Below are 23733 nucleotides of genomic sequence, written 5' to 3'. Positions count from 1 at the left end.
CCACTACGCTCCTTCGGGGTCAAGGGCTCGCAGTGCCGTATTTCCGGAGAGCGTCGAATAGCGCCTCCTTGAAGTGCTCCGGGGCTTCGTCGTAGCCGAGGAGCCGGGCGGTTCGGTTTGCGAGCGCGTCGAGGTCGTGCACCAGTCCGTCGGCTTGCACCAGACTCGCAGCCATCGCCAGCTCTTGATTCGGTATCTCGTCGAGATCGCGTGGCCCGAGCATCCGAAGGAGACAAGCTGGTTGATCAGGCAACCGCAGCGTGACGGTCGGCTGTCCGGCCTGCCCCGCATGATCCTCCACCTCGATCAACTTGATCCGGCGGGCGTACTTCACCGCATCCGTCAACCCGTTGACCGCGACGTCAGGTGTGGGGAGCCCCGCCAGCCGAGTGATGACGCGGAGCACGCGCACGGCTTGGACCGGTCCTTCGGCCGTTACGACCGCTGCGATGGCCTCGGCACGTTCTCGCAGGCCGAGTTGCCTGGGGTCACCGAAGCCCGGACCGTCGTAGGCGGTATACGGGGCGGGACCGGCGCCGGGATGAGTAGGGTCTCCGGCGCGCTCAGAGGTCGGCTCTCTCGCAGACGCAGCGTCTGCTTGATCGGACGAGCTGGGTGCCGGGGCGGCGCCAACCGGGGCGGCCGATGCGATGTTCGGCGACGTGACACCCGCGACTGCGCCCGACGCGCGGGTGAAGACCGAGTCAATCCTGGACTGCTGTTCTTGTGGAGTCAGCGTGGTCGTGCTGAGCAACGCGGTGACAGTCTCCTGCGCGGCGACGCGGAGTTCGGTGTCGAGCGCTTGATCGGTGAGGGATTCGAAGAGCACGAAGGGGGCGAGGCGGAGCAACCGCATGAGGAAATCCCGCAGGGCCAGTCGTTCGTCGAGCCCCGTGAAATCGAGTTCGCTCCACAGCCGTAGGATGCCCTTGACCAGGTGCGGGCTGTTGCCGAGCGCTCTGCGGCGCGTGTAGATCTGGTCGAAGGCCGCTTCCCCGAGGGTCTTCAGCGCCGCGTACGGATCGGGGTCGTCGGAAGAGTGCACGAGTTGGGCGCGCCACCACATGCGTCCGAAGACGTGGCGGGTGAGGTCGGTGCCCAGGACTCGATCGCCCGGCGGGAGGGGATATCGCCAGTAAGCGACGTCGGGGAGCAGTACCAAAGCGAGGAATGCCCAGACGTCCCCAGACGCGGCCTCAGCGGGGACGAGTCCCATTTCGGCGTGCAGGGCGGCCCCGAGGCGCAGGTCAAAGGCGCTTCGAGACTCGCGATTGGCCTCATCGGGGAAGCCCGACTCCTTGGCGATGTCCACCACCAGCTGGCGAAGATCGTGCAGCTTGGCTTCAGAGACCCGGTCGCCGCCTGTGGCTACGTATACGGCGGAGTCGTGACTGGCTGCGACCCGGAGGGTGAGTTCGTCGACCCGCAGCCTCCGGTATTCCTCGTGCATCGGCCGGGCCTGGCCGGCCAGAAGTCGGGGATAAAGGAGCCCCATCACACCTCCCCGAAGATCTTCACGGCGGCTTGAAGCTCCGAAGAGAAGAGGCTGGGCGAGCGGTCGGCTCTAAGCCTCACGTCGTTGATCGATGAACCGGGGAACAACTGGTGGAACAACGACGTCAACGTGGCCCCCAAAGCATCGTCCGGGAAGATCGCCTCATCCCTGAAGTCCTCATGGTGCAGCGCATGTTCGATCATGATGCGGGCGATATCGGCGTAGACAGCTGACAGGACGACCCGGTCTACGGGCCGCGGCTTCGCCGCGTTCTGGAACGCCGTCGCTGTAACGGTGTTTTTCTCATTCACCAAGAGCAGCAGCGACCCCATGGTCGCCCCATGCAGGTTGCCGCCGATCTGGAGATGCCACGCGGCGCCATCGGGAAACGAGGTCTTGGCGAAGTCGATCACCGCCATGGGGAACTGCGGGGCGTCGCCTTGTAGCCGCAGCGACCGGCGGTCGCTCCACAGCACTGAACCGGCGCGACGCGGCGCCGGCGGTCTGCTGCTTGTGCAAGCTTCCGACAGCACCAAGGCGGTGTCCAGGATGAGGACTCCGCCGAGATCGGACCCACGAAGGTGCGTTGTGATCTCGACCTCTCCGGGGTCGGAACTCGCGAGCCGCATGCGATACGCCGGGCCGCGCAGGTTCGAGCCGGTGGCGGTCCAGATCGCCGCGAGGGTTAGGGCGGCGTCAGACGGGAGGCTGGCTTCGGACCTGGCGCGTTCGAGGTCGACATGCACGTTGCGACGTAGCCGCAAGTCCATCTGGTAGTCCCAGTCGGGCAGCGACTCGGGCAGCGGCAGCTCACCGTCGTCGGTTACCAGCAGCCATGCTTCGGTCCGCACCACGTCCTCGGACGGACGACGGTACGGCAGCGCGCGGCGACTCATGAGGCGTACACCGCTTCTGCGGCGATGTCGATCTCCGTCATCGTGTCAGGTGCAGGACGGATGATCGCACGCCAGGTCGTCCCATCGCCGCCTTCGACCACGGGTGAGGGAGTGAGGTCCATCGTGCCGTCCGGGCCCTCCAAGCCGATCAAGCGAGGTGTCTCCGCTCCCAACGGTGCCTCGGTCTCACGCCCCCCCACGCCGGTCAACGCCACGGCCAGGTCGACGCGTACACGTTGCGTGCCGGGCACGGGTAGACGGAACTCCTGGATCAGCACGGGGATGTCAGACCGTTCTCCGTGGTAGGGGTTACCGATGTACTCGACGCGGGGCCGGCGTCTAGGAGGTGTGACGGGGGAACCTCCTCCCATCCATCTCGCGCCTGTGCCGGAGGGACCGGAGCCGCCCGCCGTTCTGCTTTCATCGAGTAGTTCGGAGCTGGTAGGAGGTGCCGAGCTCGCATCGGCGGAGGTAGCAGTCATGTCGGGATGAGTAGTCGAGCCTGTCCCTGTGTTGCCCGACGCTCCCGAATCGCCGGGGGGATGATTCGTCTCCTGGTCGGAAGCAGCCGGGACGGGGTTCCGGGAGGGAGTCTCGGTGCTGCCCGGCTTGCCATAATCGGTGGCGCCGCCCGTTCCCCAGGAACCGCCGACGAGTGAGGCGAACATCGTGCTGGCCGCCCCCAGTGCGACCTTGGCCGAGACGCCGCGCGCACCGCCGCCGATGCCGAACAGCTTGGTCAACTCATCGTCGATGCGGCGGAACGTCGTGTTGACGTAGGTGCTTTCCGGAAACTCGAGAGACTGCGGGTTCCATGCGTCATGTGTCGGGGGCTCGGCCTTGGCATAGATCTCGTCCAGGTCGACGTCGGCACGGAAGACACCCGCGTAGTGCTGGTATTCGCTCGGAGGCTTGGGCCCAGGCCGGTAAGTGACCACGAGCTCTGCTGGGCGCATGAGGCACACGTGGTGGATGGCGCTTTCGATGTTCAGCATCCTGGACGCGTCAGTGGCCTCCAACGCGGGCGCGGTGCGTTTGACCAATCCGAACCGCCCCAGGCGCTTCTTAGGCTTCAGACACTCCAACACCTTGCCGTCCACGCCCTCCATTGCCTGATATGCGGCGACGAACAGGTTGAGGGGCCGAGTCTCGCGTGGATCGGGGACGGGATGCTCGACGCCGTCGCACACAACTGAGAAACGCATTGACGGCCGACCTTCGGGGGAGTCGAGCATCTTTGGCCACAGGTGCCATGTAATCGTCTCCGCCAGGTAGTCGGCTGCCTCCGCCGGCTCTCGACCCTCCAGGTTGGGGTCGATGATGACGATGGTCGTGCCCGTTTCCTCGTCCTTGAAGGGACGCAGACCCAATTGACGGGCCGCGGTTTCCGCCTCGTTGCCGACGAGCGGCTCGACGACGTCAGCCGTGACATCGCCCCACCAATGCCGACCGGTGTACCGCCTGTCCCGACCGGATTCACTGGCGACGTAGCTCTTCCAGAGAGCGCATCCCATCAGCCTGGTCTCGTAGGCGCCGTCCACGATGCAGCGGGTGTGGAGCAGGATCGTCCCGGGCCTTGAGATCAGATAGAAGATTCCCTTGCCGAACCCGTAGGTGCCGCCGCCGAGTTCGGTGTCGCGCGGCTCTCCGACGTTGCGTACGAAGGAGACGAAGTCGTGCTCCTTGGTTACGGCCTCGTCGGCGCGGGTGGGGCCCCCGAGACCGCTGGTGCCTCGATCGGAGATCGCCATCACGCGGATGGTCGAGTTCTGCAGCGTCTGACGGAGCGGCAGATAGGTGTTGAGGGGAGCGTTCCGCGAGAGCAGGTTGCGCCACGTCATCGCGTGGGCCGGTCCCACGGTCCACATTTCGATGGTGTAGTCGACCGGTTCGGCATGGTCTCGCAGGCGGGCGTCCCAGCTGTTCTGTGCCGATTCCCGGACTAAGATCGTCAGTAGATCCAGTTCCGGCCGGCCGAGTTGGTTGCGGATCCCCTCCGCCACGCTCGCGCCCTCGGCCGGGAAGGGCTGGGAGTACCAGGACATCGTCGTCATGATGACTCCCGAATCATGCTAGACAGGTGTTCGTTCACGCGGGTCGATTCCAATGGGGACGGTGGCTCGCTGGACAGGTCGATTGTGTAGGCGACGTCTGTCACGGTGACCGGGATGCCTGCCGTTGCAAGATCGTTACTGGTTAGCTTGGGGAACGAAGCGTCCACTTCATACCAACGCTCCTCGACGATGGTGAAACGGACGTCCTGGTAGAGAGAGGCGTCGGATAAGCGGAAGCCGACGCCGGCGAGCAGACCCAGCAATGCGGTCTCGTCATCGCAGATGCGCAGCGCCCGCTCGATCAACTCCAGGAACCCCTCGCCCTGCGAAGAAGTCCGCCTCACGTCATACCAGGCCAGCTGCAAAGAGCCGCCTGTCGGCGGCTGCAACTGGTCGAGGCCGTGGATGCGCACGCGACGGCTCTCACCGGCGCTCGCGGTTTTCACCTCGACGGCGCTGTATGGAGCTGAGAAGTCGTGGCGATGGCCGTGAGGCCCCTGCCAAAGCCGATGGGCGCTGCTGTCCATTAGCAACAGCCGCACGAGCACGGTGAGTTCGCCGAACAGTCCGGCCAGTTGCTCCGCACCCAGTGGCATGCCCTTCGCCTGGAGCAGCGACTTCCACCGATCCAGTACTCGGTATAGGGCTTTCAACGGACTTTCCGGCATGTCGCCGGTGGTCCTCAGCACGTCCGCGCACAGCATGGTGAACAGATCGTTGAGATCTGAGCGGAGACATCCCAGGTCGGCGTACACCTGATAGCTGTCTTCCCCTTCGAGGGGGTGCTTGCGCAATGTGAGGACCGGTCCGTCCAGACCTCGCCGAACGCTCTGTTGGGAGGCGATGGGCACCAGCATGTGGCGGTGCCCGTCGTGGTCGACGGCTGCCGCCAGGCGTCCTTGGTCGGTGTCTACGGGGAGTTCGGAGACGCGCAGCTTGCGCTCCCCGGAGACGTGCCGAGACTCCAGCTCTCTCCAGTATCGATCGATGAGGTCACGGAGACCGTCGTTCACGCGACGTCCTCAGCCTCGATCGGACTGAAGTCCACCTCTTCGATGTCCACGTCCGGGTCGACGCCCGAAAGGTCTGCGGATATCCATTCGATGGCGCTGTCCTCACCGTGCGGCTGAGGGAAGACCAGGCCGACGCCGATCACGTGCTCGTCTGCGTCGAGCGGCAGGCGGCGCTGCTTCTCCCGTGGCGGTGGCGAGGAGACCTTGTCGATTGGGTACAGCACAAGCAGCCCCCTGTCGGGCAGCTGCCTCTGCCGTTCGACCTTGATCTCCTGCTCGGTGAGGCTCCCCGTGTCACCGTCCAAGTCGACGGCGGCATCCCGGCGGCTCATCAGCGTCTTGATGTCTGCGAAGCCGGTTTCGGTGGTTTCCAGCCGCGCACGGACGATCCGCTGGACCGCCACCCCAGGAGCGAACTCGAATGCTGTGTCGTCGTCTTTCACAGGATTCCCAACGATCGCGATGTTCCACCGCCGGAGGGAACCGGCGCTGCGAACCCGCTTCTCGATGTAGCCGATGAGTAGATCCGCGTCGCATTCCTGCGACTTCTCATGGAAGCGGTATCGCTTCAGGAAATCGAGCACGAGGTCGTACGGGACGTCTCGGAAGATGTAGCGACCGTCCCCAGGGCGCTCTTCACGTCTGGCCGCATGTTGCGCGGCCTGGGCGACGAGACGCTTCGCAGCTGTCTGGTTGTCCTTGAGCCATTCGGCGTCGGTTCGGAAGTATCGCGTCTGCACGCGCTGGCCGCCGTAGGCGGAGGCCGCCTTCACCGCGTCCTTCATCTTGGCGGCCTGGGTGACCCGGAGCGCAGGGTGGGTGCGCAGCCGCACCGCGAAGGTCTGCGGCGTTTTGTCTTCGGTCATGTAGATGTCGATATCGCGCCGCATTTCGGTCTCTACCGTGGCCAGGTGTCGGAACCATTCGCTCAGCTCGGCCGTCATCCAGATGCGGGGCAGGTCGGCGTAACCGTCGCGGTAGCCGAACCAACGGCCCATCTGGAGCAGCGTGTCGTACGCCGACACCGCGCGCACGAAATAACTGACCGACAAGCCCTCCAGCGTGAGCCCTCGTGAAAGGGTATTGCCACCGACGGCGATGGCCACCACGGGACCGTTCTCGTAGTCGAGCCTGTCCTCACTGCTGGAGTTGTCCATCACGATCCGGCAGTCGTTCAGGACGCCGGGCAACTCGGGGAGGAGATCCTCGAACGGAACCTTGGCCTCGCCGAAGTCCTCAGTCGGCACCCTTCCCGTCTCGGCCTCCCACAGGTCACGAAGCGCCTGCAGCACGGTTGGAATCTCCAGCTCGTCCTTCATCCGGTCGCGAAGGCGCTCCAAGGGGATTCGGAAGCTGTTGTGGACGGCGGTGTTGACGCTCGTATGGATGAGCATGGTGCTGTGCGGGTTGCCGGTATCACGCACTCGCCGGGCCGCGGTGACCATCCAGAAGTAGCGGACAGCGTCGCTCAAGGTCTCCGTGATCTCGGGTATGAACCCCGCGGCGTCGGTCTTCTTAAGGGGCCGTACGCATTCCACGTCCTCGTCGGGCACCTCGCGGATCATGTCGTAGCCGTCGTCGACCTCCTCCGGGTTCTCGCCATCGAGGGCATACCGACCGAAGAGCACCTCGGTGCCGAAGTGTCCTTCCGGTTTGGGCAGGTTGACGACGAAGTGCTTCGGATAGAGATCATCGGCGCTCGGGTCGATGAGCAGGTTGGCGAAAGGCGTGGCAGTGTAGCCGACGTATGCAGCCTTGGGCAGGCAGTCGAGGATCTCCCTGATCCTCGGGTTGATCGTCTTGGTGGCGACCGTCGCCTGGTCGGCCTCATCGTCGATGATCAGCGCCGGGCAGTCCTGCAGATACGCGGAGGCGGACTTGAGCCACTCGGCGAACTTGCGCAGGACTGTGGCGTTCTTCTTGACGACGCAGAGCACATGCGCCTTGTTGCTCTTGCCGAAGAAGGAGGCGGCATTGGCGGTCGGCACGAAGTCCCGCTCGAGGTCGGTCAGCTGATGCCAACGGGTGGGGTTCGGCTCGACGAGCTGCTGGACGAGTCGCGCTTGAGTCTGCCTGCGAAGGCCGTTGTGGATGCCGGCCAAGACGATGAACAGCTTGTAGCCGCGGTCGGCCGCCTTGGCCATGACTGCGGTGAAGTTCGTCGTCTTGCCGGACTGCACGTAGCCAACCACAAGACCTCGCGTCGAAAACTTCTTCTCCTTGGGGTGGCTCAGGAGCGAGACGATGCGGGTGGAGGCGGTGTCGAGGCTGCCGATCGCCGACGCGGACCAGCCGGCCTTCTCGAGGTGGCCGACAATCGCGGGCCAACACTTGTCCCTGGGGGACGGGCCGGTGTACCAGGTGTCTCGATTGCCCAACACAACCGAGTGCGGCTCTTCGAGCTCCCTGATCACAATGGTCTGTTGCTCATGCCGTTCCCTGATGCGCTGGATCACCGCAGGGTCGACTTGCATCAGCTCGAGCCTCTTGATCGCTTCAGCGGGGTTGAAGGCATCGAGGAGAGCCCTGAACGTCTCGTAATTGTCTTCGAACTCGTCGTCCATGAATCTCCTGCTAAACAGCTCTAGGGGACAGCGGTATGCGGTTGGCGTACGACGCGTGACTCAGGACCGGTGAAGCCGCTGGAACGGTCCGAGTCATCGGCTGGTCCGGCCAACCAGAGTCAACATACGACTAGTGAACGACAGTTTGCAGCCCGCCAACGATATCGCCCAGGGTGAAGACGAACTGTGGCGATGTCGTTGCTCCAAGTCTGAACAGGGAGTGTTTTGACGACGGACTGACCGCGATCCGCGGGGGCGGTTCCGGTGGATTCGGTAATCCATGGCTTCAGGAGGGCGGGACGTTGATGCCGCCTAGAACAGGACCACTCAGCGCTGAACGTCATATCGGACTCTGGTATCCGTGGGGTGCGAAAACGGACACATTTCCGGGCTGCAGGAAAGCTGCTCTCCGAAGTCGGCGGCGTCCGTCTGGCCAGCTGCGGCAGAAATGTCAGTGGCACTGCGTAGGGTCCTAGTCGGCAAGGGCACCTCCGCTCTTGCCTCTGTTTTCTAGGGCTGCGGCTCTAGGGAGAAAGAGAGTCAGATGCCCAGGTATGTTCACGTACCCACAGAGGCGACCTCCCATCTCATCCGCCAAGCGTACGAAGCCGGCGGCCCGTACCAGTGGGCTCGGGAGGCGTGGAAGAACTCCGAAGAGAGCGGCGCCTCGATCATCCACTTCGGCATCGAGGAACAGGCCGCCAAGTCTCTGGGTGTTCTCCGCCGAACCATCATGGACAACGGTTCCGGCATGCGACCGGATGATCTGCGCACCTTCCTCACCACCTTCGGCGGCGGTGGCAAGCCCATCGGTGTCGACGGCAACTTCGGCCAGGGATTCAAATCCTCGGTCCTCCCGTGGAACCCGTATGGTGTCGTCGTCATCAGCTACAGCGACGAGGCGCCGGACGGTGCCATGCTGTGGATCGAACGGGACGCCGAAGGCAACTACGCCCTCAAGGAATGGAACGCGGCGGACGAGGAGGGCGACTTCGTCAGCCGTACAGACGTGGTGGCCCCGTTCTACGACGAGGACAACGGCTGCGACTGGAGCTTGATCAGACCGTCGTGGATGACCACGACAGGTACCATCATGGTACTTCTCGGAGCAGGGCCAGAAGCTGACACCTGGCGCGGCGATCCCGAAGCGTCACGGCACGAGAACGTCGACGGCCTGATCCGCTACCTCAACAGCCGGCTGATCGAAATCCCCTCACGTGACGGCAGTCCCATCGAGACCACGGTTGTCGATCTCTACGCCAAGCGTTCAAACGATCGACGCGATACGCGGGACAAGACCGTCATCCTGCCCGACGGCGAGGCCAAGGTTTGGCGACCACGGCGTATCCATGGTCTGAGGCACTTCATCCCCGACACGGCTCTCAACGGCACCGTAGTGGTGGACGACCACGGGACGGAAACAGACTGGTTCTACGTGCCCGAGCCGGAGAAACCGGTTGGGGGGACTTCCGACTACATCGATCAACGCCCCGTCGTGGTCGTGGACTACCAGGGCGAGGCGTATCACGCTGAGCACAGCAAGTCCCGATACCGGCATTTCGGTATCACAGACGAACTGATGGGGCGGACCTGGCTCATCGTCCGCCCCCCGGTGTACAGCGACAGCCGGCCTACGGAATGGGGTGTCCTCACTCAGGCATCGCGAAACATCCTCATCTCCAAGGGTGGGCTAGAGCTGCCGTGGGAAGAGTGGGGGGACAGATTCTTCGATCAGTTTCCGAAAGAGCTGGCCGAGGCGCGTGAGAAGGCCCGCGAGGACAGGAACGCGCACGTCGATGCGGATTCGCTCGCCAAGAATCTGTCCAGAATCCTCGACCGTCTCAACCCCCGCTTCAAAGCCTCGCGTGTCCTCAGCTCGGCCATCGGCAAGATCACCGGCAACCCGACGAGCTCGTCAGCCGGCGGGGGTGGCGTGGATTCGAGCGGAGACAGTCCTAAGCAGGGATCTTCAGCTCGGCCACGCGGAGCCTCTGGTCCCCGGCAGGTACTGCTTCCTGCGGGTGGTGGTTCCACGACCGGAACAATCTCGAAGGGTCGTGGAGGGTTCCCCGCCTTCAAGTGGAAGAACTTCGACGCCGATGAGGCCAAACAGCTGGCGCGCTATGTGCCGAACGACTGCCAGAAAGTTGACGGGGTCGAATACCGAGGGGTGGTCTATCTCAACAGGCGTCACCCCGTCTTCGTTCAAGAGGTCAACTACTGGGCCAACCAAGTATGGCCCAAGTCGGATCCGGCTCAGGTAGAGAGTGTTGTGCTACGCGTGTATGGCGAAGAGGCAGTCACTCACGTCGTCCACGCGCAACGGCTCGACGGGACCCTCGTGGCCAGAACAGAGGAGGGGAACCCGGTTCTCATGGGACGTGATGATGTCCAGGCGCTTCTGACGCCTGAGGCGCTGTCGGCGGCGCTCCTCGGACTCACCAACGTCGAAGGCCGCATCCTCACGCAAGGAGGAGGCTTGTTCGGTCGCCGCAACGACACGAACACATAGACGCGTCGTAAGTCTCATTATGCCGGTCTGCGAGAGTCTGCGAGTGCGGCGATCTCTTCACACTCGCAGACGAGATTTACGCCGCAGTCCTGGGCGTCTACTGGCTGGGAGTGGAGCAACTACATAGCGAGGAGGAGTTCAGAGGACTCGTGGCCTGTCTGCGTGGCAAGTCTGTCTGTAGTCCTTCATCTGGCCCAGTAACGAGCTCGGGTCCCGCTGTAGGAGAGCGGGGGCCGTACAGCTGGCTCCTTTGCCCTGACCTGCATGGATGCTTCGCACTCTCCATGTCATCTGTAAGATCATCCCGCATCTGTCCCACGTGGCCGCCTCGTCATGGGCCGCTCGCACCCGACCGGTTAGCGGAGGTAGGAGGCGCCGTTGAGGTCGAGGACGGCGCCGCTGGCCCACTCGGCGGCCGGTGAGGCCAGGTAGACGACGGCCGCCGCGATCTCCTCCGGTTCGGCCACCCGGCCGAACGGACTCTGCGCGCGGATCTCGTCGCCCCGGGGCGGCTTGAGGTGTTCGTTGGTCATGTCGGTGGCCACGAAACCCGGCGCCACGGTGGCCACCGCGATGCCGCGTGGCGCGAGGGCGATGGCCAGCGACTGACCGAACGCGTTGAGGCCCGCCTTGGCCGCCCCGTAGGCGGGGCCGTCGGGTTCGCCGCGGAAGGCGCCGCGCGAGGAGACGTTGACGATCCGGCCTCCGGCGGGCATGTGCTGGAGCGCGCACCAGGTGACGTTGGCCGCGCCCACCAGGTTGACGTCGAGCGTCCGCCGCCAGGCCGCCTGCCACTCCTCGTAGGACAGCTCGGTGATGGGGTGGTGCAGGAAGATGCCGGCGTTGTTGACCAGCACGTCGATGCCGCCGAGCGTCTCGGCCGCCGTGTCGGCCATGCGCCGCACCTCGTCGGGGTGGGCCAGGTCGGCCTGGACGACGGTGTGCCCCTGCCCCGGCAGCTCGCCGAGTAGTTGCCGCGCCTGCTCGGCGGAGTCGCGGTGGTGGATCGCGACCCGGTCGCCCTCGCCGGCGAATGCCGCCGCGACCGCCCGGCCGATGCCTCGCGACGCCCCGGTGACGAGAACTCCACGTCCGCTCACCCGCCGCACCCTAGCAGCCGCACGAGTACGGCTCCCGCCGAGGGCGAGAGCCGTACCGATGACCGTACCGAGCCGGAGGTCAGGTGTCGCGGGACGACGTCTCGGCCATCTGGCGACGCTCCTCGCGGGTGGCGATGAGCCCGGACGGTTCGACGATCTTGGATTCCTCGAACGGCGCCTCGGTGTTGGGCAGTGGTTCTCTCGTCCTGATCGCCTTCGCCCACACCCGCATCGCGTCGACGAGCACGACGATGATGAGGATCGCGAACAGTGCGGCCAGGATGCCGTCCACGGTGGAGTTGAACACGATCTGCCGCATCGCGTCGGGCGTCTTGGCCGGGGCCAGCAGTTGCCCCTGGTCGAGCGCGGCCTGATAGCGGGCGCGCTGGGCGAAGAAGCCGAGGATGGGGTCGCTGGAGAAGACCTTCTGGTAGCTCGCCGTGAGCGTGACCGCGACGTCCCAGGCGAGCGGGATCCCTGTCACCCACGCCCATTTCAGCCGGCCGCTCTTGATCAGCAGGGTCGTGGCCACGGTGAGGGCCACCGCGGCGAGCAGCTGGTTGGCGATGCCGAACAGCGGGAAGAGCTGGTTGATGCCGCCGAGCGGATCGTTGACGCCCTGGTAGAGGAAGTAACCCCAGCCTGCGACGACCACCGCGCTGGACACCATCAGGCCGGGCCACCAGCTGACGCGGCCGATCGGCTTCCACAGGTTGCCCAGCGTGTCCTGGAGCATGAACCGGCCGACCCGGGTGCCGGCATCGACGGTGGTGAGGATGAACAACGCCTCGAACATGATCGCGAAGTGGTACCAGAAGGCCTGTAGCCCTGGCCCGCCGATGAAGTCGGAGAAGATCTGCGACAAACCGACGGCCAGGGTGGGCGCCCCTCCGGTGCGGGCGATCAGGGTCTGTTCCTGTACGGCCTGCGCCGCCGCCTGCAACTGTTCGGGGGTGATGACGAAGCCCAGGTTGGTGACCGCCTCGGAGGCCGTCTGGACGGTGGCGCCGACCAGTCCAGCGGGGGAGTTCATGGCGAAGTAGAGGCCGGGGCTCAGGATCGAGGCCGCGGTGATGGCCATGACGGCGACGAACGACTCCATCAGCATGGAGCCGTAGCCGATCATCCTGACCTGCGACTCCTTGCGGATCATCTTGGGCGTGGTGCCGGACGAGATCAGCGCGTGGAACCCGGACAGCGCGCCGCAGGCGATGATGATGAACACGAACGGGAACAACGACCCGGCGAAGACCGGCCCCTTGCCGTTGAAGGCGAACTCCGTGAACGCCGTGGTCTGGAGCGTGGGCATGGTGACCGCGACGCCGATCGCCAGCAGGACGATCGTGCCGATCTTCATGAAGGTGGACAAGTAGTCGCGGGGCGCCAGCAGCATCCAGACCGGCAGGACCGCCGCGATGAAGCCGTACCCGATCAGCCAGAGGGAGAGCGCGGACGGGCTCAGCGTGAAGGTGGGCGCCCAGCTCGACTCCTGGACCCAGCCGCCGGCGACGATCGCCAGCACCAGCAGCGTGACGCCGATCACCGTGGTCTCCATGACCCGGCCGGGCCGGAACACGCGCAGGTAGAACCCCATGAACAGGGCGATCGGGATGGTCATCGCGATGGAGAACGTGCCCCACGGCGACTTGGCCAGCGCGCCCACCACGACCAGGGCCAGCACCGCCAAGAGAATGATCATGATGGCGAAGACGGCGATCAGCGCCGCCGCCCCGCCGACCGGGCCGATCTCCTCGCGGGCCATCTGGCCGAGGCTCCGGCCGTTGCGCCGCATCGAGAAGAACAGGATGACCATGTCCTGGACGGCGCCGGCGAAGATGACGCCGGCGATGATCCAGATCGTGCCCGGCAGGTAGCCCATCTGCGCGGCCAGCACCGGGCCGACCAGCGGGCCGGCGCCGGCGATGGCGGCGAAGTGGTGGCCGAACAGGATCCGGCGGTCGGTCGGGTGGTAGTCGATGCCGTTGTCGAGTCGTTCGGCGGGAGTGGCCCTGCGGTCGTCGGCGCCGAGCACCCGGCGCAGGATGAACCGGGCGTAGAAGCGGTAGGCGATGGCGTAGGAACCGAGCGCCGCCGCGAGCAGCCAGATCGCGTTGACGTTCTCGCCCCGGGACAGTGCTAGCACAGCCCAGCCGGTGGCGCCGACGAGGGCGACCGCCGTCCAGACGATGATGGAGCGCACGTTCACCGATTACCTCCAGATAAGGGTCTTCCAAGGCAGCAGCGCAGTCCGGCGTCCGGGGGAAGGTCGGTCGTGAACCGCCGCCAGCGGCCCAGCGCGCGGCAGTCGACGGTGACCGGGAGCCCGGCGAGATGAACCCAGGCGGTCGGGTGGGCGTACACGGGCGCGGATCCGATCTGGCGCGCGCGTCGTGGCAGGCGTCGCCGGCGCAGCGGGCGGACCGAGAACTCTCCCGCGTCCGCGCAGCAGAGGCCGACGACATGCCAGTCGAAGAAGATCACCTCATCCTCGCGCAGCGCGTCACGAGCCGCGGAGGTCATCATCATCGAAGACATCTGTCACTCCTGAGTGAGCTGCTTCAGAAGTTAGTCCTCGATCATCACCGAGTAAAGACGCCTGTTAAGAGATCGCGTCCGCCGTGCCCCTTACCAGCGGTCGTGGACTCGCGGGCGGATCAGCTCGTCGTAGACGGCCTGAACGGCCGCCAGGGTGGCCTGGGGGAGCGGCGGCAGCGCCGCGGCGGCAGCGTTGGCCGCGGCCTGGGCCGGGTTGCGGGCGCCGGGGATGACGACGGAGACGCCTGGCTGGTCAAGGATCCAGCGCAGCGCGAACTGCGCCATGGTCGCCCCCTCGGGCACCAGCGGCGCCAGCCCGCGGACCGCCTCCAGCCCGGTCGCGAAGTCGACGCCGGAGAACGTCTCGCCGACGTCGAACGCCTCGCCGTGCCGGTTGAAGCTGCGATGGTCGTCGGGCGCGAAGACGGTGTGCTCGTCGTAGCGGCCGGACAGCAGGCCGCTGGCCAGCGGCACCCGGGCGATCACGCCCACCCCGGCCGCGCGGGCCGCGGGCAGCACCCGATCCAGCGGCTTGAGCCGGAACGCGTTGAGGATGATCTGCACGGTCGCGACGCCCGGCCGGGCGATCGCCGTCAGCGCCTCCTCGCACGTCTCCACGCTCACTCCGTACGCGGCCACCTTCTGCTCCTCGACCAGTGTGTCGAGCGCGTCGAAGACGGCGTCGGACGAGTAGACCGGGGTGGGAGGGCAGTGCAGTTGCACCAGGTCGACGGTGTCGACGCCGAGGTTGCGGCGGGAGCGTTCGTTCCAGGCGCGGAAGTTGGCCATCACGTAGTTGGCGGGCACCTGCTCCAGCCGGCGGCCCATCTTGGTGGCGACGGTGAGCTCCGGCCGCCCCTTGGCGAACTGGCCGACGATCCGTTCGCTGCGCCCGTCGCCGTAGACGTCGGCGGTGTCGACGAAGGTCACCCCCGCGTCGGCGGCGGCCTCCAGGGCGGCGAACGCGTCGGCCTCGCTCACGTCACCCCAGTCGGCCCCCAGCTGCCAGGCGCCGAGCCCGACCACGCCCACCCGCCGTCCGGTCCGCCCCAACACCCGCTGCTCCATGACAAAGCACCCTATCGGTACGCTCGCCGCTCGCCGGAGGCCCGAACCCGAGGCGGTCGCGCGCGGTCTTGTCGCCGCTCGCCGGGGGTATGGGCCTCGGGCCGGTTCGGGGGGTGGGGTTGACCGGGGGGAGGCGCGGTCGCATGATGGAGTTATTCAACAGGCGATGAAATATGGTGATGAAGATGAGCGGTCAGGGGACCTGCGTCATCATCGGAGGAGGCCCGGCGGGCATGGTGTCGGGCCTGTTGCTGGCCCGCGCCGGCGTCGAGGTGACCGTCCTGGAGAAGCACGGCGACTTCCTGCGTGACTTCCGCGGCGACACGGTGCATCCGTCGACGCTGCGGCTGCTCGACGAGCTCGGGCTCGGCGACCGGTTCGCCAAGCTCCCGCAGAACCGGATCCACGAGATCGCCTTCCCCGTCGGCGAGAACCGTCGCGTCGTCTTCGGCGACCTGCGCCGGCTCAAGGTCCGCCACCCCTACATCGCGATGGTGCCGCAGTGGGACCTGCTCACGCTGCTCGCCGACGCGGCGGCGGAGGAGCCCGGCTTCACCCTGCGGATGCGGACCGAGGCGACCGACCTGATCCGCGAGGCCGACCGGGTCGCCGGGGTCCGCTACCGCACCGAGGACGGCCGGACCGGTGAGATCCGCGCCGACCTGACCATCGCCTGCGACGGCCGCTGGTCGATGGCCCGCCGCCGGGCCGGGCTGCCCGCCAAGGAGTTCCCGGTGCCGTTCGACGTCTGGTGGTTCCGGCTGCCGCGCACGCCCGAGGACGAGGCGGCCACCCTCACCCCGATGCTGGGCGGCAACCGCATCATGGTCGTGATCCCGCGCGAGACCCACCTCCAGATCGGCTACCTGGCCGGGAAGGGCCTCGATCCCGAGCTGCGGGCCGCCGGCATCACCGGCTTCCGGCGCGAGATCGCGCAGATCAATCCCGCCCTGGCCGGCCGGACGGACGCCCTGGAGTCGATGGACGACGTCAAGCACCTGGACGTGCGCATGGACCGGCTGCGGCGCTGGCACCGTGACGGCCTGCTGTGCATCGGCGACGCGGCACACGCCATGTCACCCCTCGGCGGCGTCGGCATCAACCTGGCCGTGCAGGACGCGGTGGCCGCCGCGACGCTGCTCGCCGAGCCGCTGCGGCGCGGGACGGTCACCCCCGAGGCGCTCGCCGGGGTGCACGCCCGCCGGCTGCTGCCGACCTTCCTGGTGCAGAGCCTGCAGCGGCTGATGCACCAGATCCTCGCCGTGCCGGTCATCGCGGGCAGGCGCACGGGCCCGCCGCGCGCCCTGCTGGCCCTGCTGCGGGTGTTCCCCCAGCTGTCGTACGTGCCCGCCTACCTCATCGGCGTCGGCCTGCGGCCCGAGCACGCCCCGGCGTTCGCCAGGCGCCCCGCGACCGGAGCGCACGGAGCCGCCCGGCAATAAACAGCGGCATATGTGATGATGTCTCGCCATAATCGGGCGTCATGCATGAGCTGACGGGATCCGCGGGCGAACTGCTCGACGAGATGGAGAGCCTGCCCTTCCAGGAGCGGCGCCACCGGCTGCACCACCACGGCCGCCGGCTGGCGGGGCGGCCCGAGCTGCGGGGGATGCTGGACGAGCTCGCGGAGCGCGGCCCGTACGAACGGCACACCGCCCTGACCCTGGCAGCGGCGGCGGGAGAGACCGCCCACGTCGTCCGGGCGACGCGAGACCCGGATCCGGACGTCGCCGGTTACGCCATCACCCTGACCGTCCGCCTCGGTCTTCCCGCCGAGGTCATCGAACGCATCGTGCGCGAGGGATCGACGCAGGCCCGGAGCACGGCCTACCGGGCGATCCGGCGTCACGGCCGGAGCGATCTCGCGGAACGGCTGCTCGGCCAGGTCCGCGAACGATGGGGTGAGCGGGAGGCCGCCCGGCTGCTCGTCGCCTGCCGCCCGGAGGTCGTCGCGGCGGAGCTGGACGGCCTCGCGCACGCGGTGCGCAACTGGGCGAGCCTGGGCAGGCGGCACCCGCTCGCGGTCCTCGCCCACGCCGAGAACGTCCTGCCCGAGCTGCCGCACCACCTGCGGAACGACTGGTGGAGGGGGCACGCCGCGGGTGTCGAGGCCGCCGCGCCGGCGGCGCCGGAACGCGTGATCGCGCTGCTGGAGCCGTACTGGACGCCCGTGCTGTCGGCGCGGTGCGTGGCCCGGCTGCTGGAGGCCGATCCCGGCCGCACGCTCGCCCTGTTCCTCGTCTCCGGACGCGCGGGGTGGCTGCGCTCGCTGCTCCGGTCGAGAGCCGTCCGGGACCGCCTGGGCGCGCTGGCCGACGCCGAGCTGGGCGAAATGGGGCGCGTGGTCCGAGAGGACGATCAGGGGTCGGCCGACGATCTGCTGAGCGCGCTGAGCGACGCCGGGGTGGGCTTGGTGGCGGCCGTGGCCGGGGAGGGCGACGAGGGGCTGGCCGACCTGCTGCGGGCGCTGCCGCCGAGCCGCAGGGAGGCCGTGTTCGACGCGGCGACGGCCGGCACGGACCTCGGCCGGGCCGAGCTGTCCGGCCCGCTGCTGGAGGTGCTGCCGCTGGACCGTCGCTCCGCCGAGGCCCGCCGGATGGCACGGCTGAGGCCCGTCGCGCAGAGCCCGTCCCGCCTGCTGGAGACGACCGGATTCCTCCCGTACGGCGAGGCGGAGCCCGCGCTGCGGGCGGCGACCCGGCGCTCGAACGGGAGCGACCGGGCCCTCGGCTACCGGCACCTGATCGCGTGCGCGGGACGGAGCCGTGACCCGGAGGTGATCACCGCCCTGCTGGAGTCGCTGGGGCGGCTCCGCAACGAGCAGGACCCGGTGCGGCTGGCCGCGGTCGAGGCGCTGGCCGCGATCCCGGCCGGCCTTTTCGTGCCCGCGCACCTGCCGGCGCTGGAACAGGTGGTCGACGGCGCGCTCGCCGCCCGCGACCGCTCCGGCGGGACCGACTACGCGCTCACCGGCCTGGCCGGCCAGGTGCTGCGGAGCGGCGCCGCCCAGGATGAGGCGGACCTGCTGGAGTTCGCCCTGCGGACCCTCGCCCGGCTCACGCGGCACACGGGACGGATCCACCTGAGCCGCCTGTCCGGGGTGCTGAGTCCCGGCCAGGCGGCGGCGCTGGTGGACCGGGTGGCCCCGTTCCTGGCCGCGGAGGCCGGTCACGACCGGCACGAGCTCACGTTCCTGCTGGCCGGTGCCCTGGGGCGGCGCGGTCACGCGATCCCCGAGCTGCGGCGGGCGCTGGCCCGGGCGCTGACGTCCGCGAGCGAGGGGAGCGTCAGGACGGCGGTCGCGCACTGGCTGGCGCCGCCGCGGACCCGGGGCGAGCGGGTGCCCGGACTGCTGGCGATGGACCCGTCCATGGTCACGCTCCGCGAGGTGTTCCAGGCGATCGCCTGGCACCGCACCGACCTGCTGGACGCCGCGCTGGGCGAACAGCCGCCGCGAGGCCGCTTCACCCAGACAGGCCTGCGGCGCGTCTGGTACGTCAGCCGCGCCGCGGCGCGCCGGTGGACGGCGCGGCAGCGGGAGGCGTGCCTGCGGCTGCTGCACCGGATCGCGGACGACGCCGAGCTGCCCGGCCACGAGCGGGCCATGGCGATCGAGATCATCGGGCGGATCCCGGCCGTCCCGTCCGGCGAGCTGGACCGCTACCTGAACTCACCCGACGACCTCACGCGGCGGGCGGCGCTGACCGCGCTGCCGTGGACCGGACACCCCCGGGACGCGCTCACCCTCCTGCTGGACCGCGCGTACGGTGACGACGCCCACGTGGCGGTGTCGGCGGCGGCCGGGGCCGCGCGGTCCGTGCCGCCCGGCGAGCTGACGACGGCGCTGACCCCGATCCTCGCCGCGGGCAAGGTGACCGCGCGCAAGGAGGCCGTCCGCCTGCTCGCCGGGCACCGGGCGCCGGACACGGCGAGCCTGCTGCGGCGGCTGTGGGACGGGGCGGGGCCCGACGTCCGGACGGCGATCGCCTCGGCCTGCCGGGAGCTGCTCGACGATCCGGCGGCCTGGTCGCTGCTCGCGGACGTGGTGGCGGGAGGGGGAGACCCGGCCGCGCCGGTGCTCGGCGCGCACCCCCTGGACCTGCCCGGACGTTTCCGTGGCCGGTACGCGGAGCTGGTCGTCGCCGCGGCGGAGTCGGACGACCCGGTCACGCGCCGGGCGGCGGTCGGCGCGCTGGACGGGTGGGCGCGGTACACGCCCGCCGCCGTCGACCGGCTGGCCGGGATCGCGGGCGACCTGACCCGGACCGCCGACTGGCGGGTCGCGGCGCGAGGGCTGGTGCGATGCGCCCGCTCCGGGACGGGCGTCGCGGAGTTGCGGGCCACGGTGCGGGCTCTCGCCGCGGCTCCCGGCGAGCCCGACGCCGGCGCCGACCGCGACCGTCCGGCGGCCCAGCGGCTGGCCGCGATCGCGGGCGCCCTGCGCGAACGCCGTTCGAGCGGATGGGCCGTCGAGCAGGACACCCTGGACGAGTGGCTGCCGATCGGCGGGGAAGCCGTCGAGCGGGGTGTCCTGTACGAGCGGCGGTCACCCGGAGGGGAAGCCGTCGAGCCGGTCGTCCGGCAGGTCGCCGGCGACTTCCCCGCGCACCTGGAAGCCGAGCTGGTCGCGGCCTCGGTGGACTGGGCGGATCCCCGTGCGCAGCTCGCCGCGCTGGTGGACGGAGCCGCCGGCGTTCTGGTGGCGGTCGACGCGGGGCGCGTCCTCGCCGGGTCGGCGTCCGGCGTCGACCCGGGCCGGATCCTGCCGCACGCGGCCTGGCTGGCCGGCCGGAACGAGACGGGCGCCCTGCTGGCCATCGCGCTCGCCGCCCGATGCGGTCCGCTGAGCGGCTGGGCGGAGCCCTGGCGCGACCTGGTCCGGCGGGTGCGCAACGGCCCCTGGGGCGAGGCGGCCCACCTGGCGAGCAGCGTCCACACCGCGGACGAGTGAGCTCACGGGATGTTGGGATGCCGATCCGGCGGCTGGGGGCCAGGCGCGCCGGTCGGCATCCCGCCATCACCCCGTGGGTGCCACCGCACCGGATGAGCCGTTTCCGGTGCCCGGAGTGACGTTCAGTCGCTTCTCGCCGGTGTAGACGTTCATCGACGCCCCCCGCAGGAAGCCGATCAGGGTCAGCCCCTCCTCGGCGGCCAGCTCCGCCGCGAGCGAGGAGGGGGCGGAGACGGCGGCCAGGGCGGGAATCCCGCCCATGACCGCCTTCTGCACCAGCTCGAAGGAGGCGCGGCCGGACACCATGAGCACCGTGGAGCGCAGCGGCAGCCGGCCGTCGCGCAGCGCCCAGCCGAGCAGCTTGTCCACGGCGTTGTGCCGGCCGACGTCCTCACGCACGCACAGCGGCTCGCCGTCCGCCGTGAACAGGCCCGCCGCGTGCAGCCCGCCGGTCCGGTCGAAGACCCGCTGCGCCGAACGGAGCCGATCGGGCAGCGCGGCGACGGTCGCCGGGGTCAGCTCCAGCGGGTCGTCCCGGACGCTCCAGCGGGCCACCGAGCGGACCGCCTCCAGCGACGCCTTGCCGCAGACGCCGCAGGAGGAGGGGGTGTAGAAGTTGCGCGGCTCCGGCGGCGGGACGCCGGGGGCGAGCTGGACGTCCAGCACGTTGTACGTGTTGAGCCCCTCCCGGGTGGCGCCCGCGCAGTAGCGGATCGCGGCGATGTCCCCGGCCGAGCCGACGGCCCCCTCGCTGACCAGGAAACCGGCGGCCAGGTCGAAGTCGTCGCCCGGGGTCCGCATGGTGATGGTCAGCGGCACCCCGTCGACCCGGATCTCCAGCGGCTCCTCGGCGGCCAGGGAGTCGATCCGGTGGGTGGGGGCCGCCTCCCTGATCCGCATGATCGGCCGCCGCACGGTGACCCTAGACATAGCCGTACCCGAAGCGGCCCTTGACGCAGAGGTTGCCATGGGTGACCGGGTTGTCGTGCGGCGAGGTCACCTTGACGATCTTGTTCTCCTGCACGTGCAGGGTCAGGTTGCAGCCGACCCCGCAGTAGCTGCAGATCGTGGTGGTCTGGGTCTGCCGCGACTCGTCCCAGGTGCCCTCGGCGCGCATGTCGAACTCCGACTTGAACGACAGTGCCCCGGTCGGGCAGACCTCGACGCAGTTGCCGCAGTAGACGCAGGCCGAGTCGGTGAGCGGGGCGTCGAACTCGGTGGAGATCGTCGAGTCGAAGCCCCGGCCCGCGACCGCGATGGCGAAGGTGTTCTGCCACTGGTCACCGCAGGCGTCGACGCACTTGTAGCACAGGATGCACTTGCCGTAGTCGCGCACGTAGAGGTCGTTGTCCACCTTGACGGGCTGCTCGACCGTGGCCGCGTCGTCGCCGAACCTGTCCGGCTCGGCGCCGTACTCCTCGATCCACTCGGCGGCGCGCGGCGTCGTCGACAGGTCCACCGACGAGCCGAGCAGTTCGAGCACCACCTTGCGGCTCTGCCTGGCCCGCTCGGTGCCGGTGCCGACGGACATGCCGGCCTCGACCTTCCGCGAGCAGGCGGGAGCCAGCGTCCGCGCCCCCTCGACCTCGACGACGCACACCCGGCAGGCGTTCTTCGGGGTGAGCGTGTCGCCGTGGCAGAGGGTCGGGACGTCCTTCCCGGCCGCCGCGCAGGCGTCGAGGATGGTCGAGCCTTCGGGCACCCGTACGGTCTCGCCGTCGATCTGGACGTCGACGAGCCGGCGGGGCGGCTGCAGCGGGATCACTTGTACACCCCCAAGCGGTCGATGGCTGATTCCACCGCGTTCCACGCGGTCTGTCCGAGGCCGCAGATCGAGGCGTCCCGCATGGTCTGGCCGACCTCGCGCAGCAGCACCAGGTCGCGCTGGTTCACCCGGCCGGACAGCCGGTGCAGGGCCTCCTCCTGGCGTACGGTGCCCACGCGGCACGGCACGCACTGGCCGCAGGACTCGTCGCGGAAGAACTCCGCGATCCGCAGCAGCATGCTCTTCAGGTCCACGGTGTCGTCGACGGCGAGCACCACGCCCGACCCGAGCGTCGCGCCCGCCTGCCGGGTGCCCTCGAACGTCAGCGGGATGTCCAGGTCCGTCACGAACGCCCCGGCCGCGCCGCCGAGGAGCACCGCCCTGAGCGGCCTCTCCGGCCGGGCGAGGTCCAGCAGCTCCCTCAGCGTCGCGCCGAACGGCAGCTCGTAGATGCCCGGCCGGTCGACGTTGCCCGAGACGCAGAACAGCTTGGTGCCCGTGGAGTCCTTCGTGCCGGTCGCCGCGTAGGCCTGGGCGCCGTGCTCGAGGATCGGCAGCACGTTGACCAGCGTCTCCACGTTGTTGACGACCGTGGGCTTGCCGAACAGGCCCTTCTCCACCGGGAACGGCGGCTTGCTGCGCGGCTCGCCCCGGAAGCCCTCGATCGAGTTGAAGATGGCCGTCTCCTCGCCGCAGATGTAGGCCCCGGCGCCTCTGCGCAGCTCGATGTCGAAGGAGAAGCCCTGGCCGAGGATGTCCGCGCCGAGCAGGCCCCGGGTGCGGGCCGTCGCCATCGCGTGCTCCAGCCGCCGGGTCGCCCGGGGATACTCGCCCCTGATGTAGAGGTATCCCTTGGCGCAGCCGGTGGCGTAGGCGGCGATCGTCATCGCCTCGATGAGCGCGTACGGGTCGCCTTCCATGATCACGCGATCCTTGAAGGTGCCCGGCTCGCTCTCGTCGGCGTTGCACACCAGGTAGTGCGGATGGTCGGGCTGGCGGGCGGTGGCGTCCCACTTCCGGCCCGTCGGGAAGGCCGCGCCGCCCCTCCCCACCAGGCCCGACTCCAGAACCTCGCGGATCACACCCGCCGGGCCGAGCCGGAAGGCCCTGCGCAGGGCCGCGTAGCCGCCACTGGCCCGGTAGTCGTCGAGGCTCGCCGGGTCCACCACCCCGATGCGCCGGAGCAGCACCAGGCCGGGCTGCCCGGCCTGCGGCACCGCCGCCTCCACCGGAGGCTCCGCCGGCTCGGCGGCGTCCGCGAGAACGTCCGGGTCGGCGGGGCCGTACACCGTCGCGGCCGGGGACTCGCCGGCCGTGAGGGCGAGCGCGGCCGGGGCCCGCTCGCACAGGCCGAGGCACGGGCTGGGCTGCCAGGAGCCGCCCGGCGCGCCGAGCCGCTCCTCGACGCGCCGCCGTACGTCCTGCGCGCCCTTGGCCTGGCAGGCCAGGTCGGTGCAGACGTGCAGCACGCGCGGGGGACGGGGTTCGAGCGCCAGCAGCGAGTAGAACGAGGCCACCCCGTACGCCTCGGCGGGCGGGACGGTCAGGCGGCGGCAGATGTAGTCGAGCGCGCCCTCGCTGATCCAGCCGACCCGGTCGTTGACCGCGTGCAACGCGGGCAGCAGCAGGTCACGGGCGGGCTCGGCGCGGGCGGCGAAGCGCAGGTCGGTCGCGGTCCGGGCGCCGCCGTCCCAGGCGGTGGCGGGCGGCCCGAGCAGCGCGTCGACCGCCGCGCGCTCCTCGGCGGTGGGTTCGGCGTCGCGGAATCTCAGGTCCACGG

Annotated in this window: 15 protein-coding genes; 3 read left to right on the top strand and 12 right to left on the bottom strand. The window is 68.9% G+C overall.

Features of this window, described 5'->3' with window-relative positions:
• Positions 1-19 precede the first annotated feature (19 nt).
• The 5 genes from IEY82_RS06705 to IEY82_RS06685 are packed head-to-tail and all read right to left on the bottom strand — an operon-like array spanning position 20 to position 8022.
• Entirely contained in the window at positions 20-1495 is a 1476-nt protein-coding gene (locus tag IEY82_RS06705; RefSeq protein ID WP_189123079.1) for a DUF6339 family protein, read from the bottom strand.
• The gene (locus tag IEY82_RS38920; protein WP_225262188.1) at positions 1495-2391 is read right to left on the bottom strand and encodes a hypothetical protein; all 897 of its coding nucleotides are present in this window, start codon (positions 2389-2391) and stop codon (positions 1495-1497) included. The genes IEY82_RS06705 and IEY82_RS38920 overlap by 1 nt, the downstream gene beginning before the upstream one ends.
• Positions 2388-4445: a hypothetical protein gene (locus IEY82_RS06695; protein ID WP_189123078.1), complete on the bottom strand. Its 2058-nt coding sequence runs from the start codon at positions 4443-4445 to the stop codon at positions 2388-2390. The genes IEY82_RS38920 and IEY82_RS06695 overlap by 4 nt, the downstream gene beginning before the upstream one ends.
• Complete coding sequence (locus IEY82_RS06690; RefSeq protein WP_225262190.1) at positions 4442-5458, bottom strand: PD-(D/E)XK motif protein; 1017 nt, start codon at positions 5456-5458, stop codon at positions 4442-4444. The genes IEY82_RS06695 and IEY82_RS06690 overlap by 4 nt, the downstream gene beginning before the upstream one ends.
• A complete protein-coding gene (locus tag IEY82_RS06685) occupies positions 5455-8022 on the bottom strand; it encodes a Z1 domain-containing protein (protein WP_189123077.1) in 2568 nt (855 codons plus the stop codon). Before IEY82_RS06685 ends, IEY82_RS06690 begins: the two co-directional genes overlap by 4 nt.
• Positions 8023-8566: 544 nt before the next feature.
• Between IEY82_RS06685 and IEY82_RS06680 the strand changes: the two genes are divergently transcribed.
• Positions 8567-10534: an ATP-binding protein gene (locus tag IEY82_RS06680; RefSeq protein WP_189123076.1), complete on the top strand. Its 1968-nt coding sequence runs from the start codon at positions 8567-8569 to the stop codon at positions 10532-10534.
• A 356-nt stretch (positions 10535-10890) separates the two neighbouring features.
• Here IEY82_RS06680 and IEY82_RS06675 read toward each other — a convergent pair whose 3' ends face one another.
• The 4 genes from IEY82_RS06675 to IEY82_RS06660 all read right to left on the bottom strand — a co-directional run bounded on the left by IEY82_RS06675 (position 10891) and on the right by IEY82_RS06660 (position 15237).
• Complete coding sequence (locus IEY82_RS06675) at positions 10891-11634, bottom strand: SDR family NAD(P)-dependent oxidoreductase (protein WP_189123075.1); 744 nt, start codon at positions 11632-11634, stop codon at positions 10891-10893.
• 79 nt (positions 11635-11713) lie between these two features.
• Complete coding sequence (locus tag IEY82_RS06670; RefSeq protein WP_189123074.1) at positions 11714-13840, bottom strand: carbon starvation CstA family protein; 2127 nt, start codon at positions 13838-13840, stop codon at positions 11714-11716.
• Positions 13837-14169 (bottom strand): hypothetical protein, encoded by a 333-nt coding sequence (locus tag IEY82_RS06665; protein WP_189123073.1) that lies wholly within the window; start codon positions 14167-14169, stop codon positions 13837-13839. Before IEY82_RS06665 ends, IEY82_RS06670 begins: the two co-directional genes overlap by 4 nt.
• Positions 14170-14259: 90 nt before the next feature.
• Positions 14260-15237 (bottom strand): aldo/keto reductase, encoded by a 978-nt coding sequence (locus IEY82_RS06660; protein WP_189123072.1) that lies wholly within the window; start codon positions 15235-15237, stop codon positions 14260-14262.
• A gap of 185 nt (positions 15238-15422) precedes the next feature.
• Here IEY82_RS06660 and IEY82_RS06655 point away from each other — a divergent pair, with 185 nt between their 5' ends.
• A complete protein-coding gene (locus IEY82_RS06655; RefSeq protein WP_189123071.1) occupies positions 15423-16679 on the top strand; it encodes an FAD-dependent oxidoreductase in 1257 nt (418 codons plus the stop codon).
• Between the two features lie 41 nt (positions 16680-16720).
• Positions 16721-20188 carry a hypothetical protein gene (locus IEY82_RS06650; RefSeq protein ID WP_189123070.1) on the top strand — a complete coding sequence of 1156 codons (3468 nt, stop codon included), beginning with the start codon at positions 16721-16723 and terminating at the stop codon, positions 20186-20188.
• Positions 20189-20254: 66 nt separating this feature from the next.
• Here IEY82_RS06650 and fdhD read toward each other — a convergent pair whose 3' ends face one another.
• The 3 genes from fdhD to IEY82_RS06635 are packed head-to-tail and all read right to left on the bottom strand — an operon-like array spanning position 20255 to position 23731.
• Complete coding sequence (gene fdhD, locus IEY82_RS06645; protein WP_189123069.1) at positions 20255-21118, bottom strand: formate dehydrogenase accessory sulfurtransferase FdhD; 864 nt, start codon at positions 21116-21118, stop codon at positions 20255-20257.
• Positions 21111-21950 (bottom strand): 2Fe-2S iron-sulfur cluster-binding protein, encoded by an 840-nt coding sequence (locus IEY82_RS06640; RefSeq protein WP_225262325.1) that lies wholly within the window; start codon positions 21948-21950, stop codon positions 21111-21113. Before IEY82_RS06640 ends, fdhD begins: the two co-directional genes overlap by 8 nt.
• Complete coding sequence (locus IEY82_RS06635) at positions 21950-23731, bottom strand: NAD(P)H-dependent oxidoreductase subunit E (protein WP_189123067.1); 1782 nt, start codon at positions 23729-23731, stop codon at positions 21950-21952. The genes IEY82_RS06640 and IEY82_RS06635 overlap by 1 nt, the downstream gene beginning before the upstream one ends.
• Positions 23732-23733 lie beyond the last annotated feature (2 nt).

The sequence above is a fragment of the Nonomuraea cavernae genome (assembly GCF_014646355.1).
Classification (GTDB): Bacteria; Actinomycetota; Actinomycetes; order Streptosporangiales; family Streptosporangiaceae; genus Nonomuraea; species Nonomuraea cavernae.
Note: the sequence above shows the minus strand (reverse complement) of the source record. Positions and strands in the feature narration are given on the sequence as shown.